We start from the raw sequence: 1222 nt of genomic DNA, 5'->3' as shown, positions 1-1222 counted from the left end.
TCGACAGAGAAAGCTACTACATGAGGGTGCAGGCCACTGACCGCTCGGGTGCATGGGCGATTTCCAACTTCTCCCTGGTGTTGAACCAGCCGCCCGAGTCCCGCAACACCATCGATGCACAGTCCTTCAAGCGGGGCTCGTCATGGACTTATGCAGTGCCGGCCGGCACCTTCGTCGATGAAGACGGGATGGAAACAATGACCTACAGTGCCTCGCTGTCGAACGGTTCGGCACTGCCGAGTTGGCTTACTTTCGATGCGGCGTCCCAGACCTTCAAGGCATCCGCTACCGCCACTACGGGTACGTATGAGATCGTGGTCACGGCGAAGGATCCCTGGGACGCAAGCGCGTCTCAGCGCTTCTCTCTCACCGTCCAGGCCGGTGCGATCACCGGCACCTCCCGCAACGACACGCTGACCGGCACGAGCGGCAACGACACGATCGACGGGCTCGCCGGCGCCGACACCATGTCCGGCCTCGCGGGTGACGACATCTACATCGTGGACAACACGGGCGACAAGGTGGTCGAATCGGCCAATGCCGGCAAGGACACGGTGATGTCCAGCATTACCTATACGCTGGCTGAAAATGTGGAAGACCTCGCGTTGACAGGTTCCAGCGCGATCGATGGCGCGGGCAACGCGTTGGGCAACCGCCTCAGCGGTAATGCGGCTGGCAATGCGCTCACAGGCGGCAATGGAGACGACACACTGGATGGAGGAGCCGGCAATGACACGCTGAGCGGAGGAGCGGGCAACGACACCTACCTGTTCGGCCGTGGCGATGGCCAGGACACGATCACCTTCGACTACACCGCGCTGGAGGGCAAGCTCAACGCAGTGCGCTTCAAGCCCGGCGTGGGTGCGCAGGACGTGACGGTGCGGCGGGTACGAGACGCCCTCGTGCTGGGCATCGCTGGCACGACGGACCAGGTGACGGTGGAGAACTTCTTCTTCATCGACGACCCGCAGAACCTCTCCAATCCGGTGCAGCAGGTGCTGTTCGCAGATGGCACCACGTGGGACATCGACGCGCTGTCGGTGATGGCCATGGTGGGCGGCGCGGGGGACGACACGATCGTGGGCACGGCGGGTGCGGACGTGATCGACGGCCGAGCTGGCAACGACCGCCTGAGCGGCAAGGCCGGCAACGACACCTACCTGTTCGGCCGTGGCGATGGGCAGGACTCCATCACCTACGACTACACCGCGCTGGAGGGCAA

The 1222-nt window shown here is 63.7% G+C and carries 1 protein-coding gene; it reads left to right on the top strand.

Annotation, left to right across the window (positions count from 1 at the left end):
- Positions 1-80 precede the first annotated feature (80 nt).
- Positions 81-1222, top strand: a 1142-nt coding sequence (locus BLR05_RS25125; RefSeq protein WP_208606074.1) for a putative Ig domain-containing protein, incomplete at its 3' end; no start/stop codon positions are given.

The sequence above is a fragment of the Paracidovorax cattleyae genome (genome assembly GCF_900104515.1).
Taxonomy (GTDB): domain Bacteria; phylum Pseudomonadota; class Gammaproteobacteria; order Burkholderiales; family Burkholderiaceae_C; genus Paracidovorax; species Paracidovorax cattleyae.
Note: the sequence above shows the minus strand (reverse complement) of the source record. Positions and strands in the feature narration are given on the sequence as shown.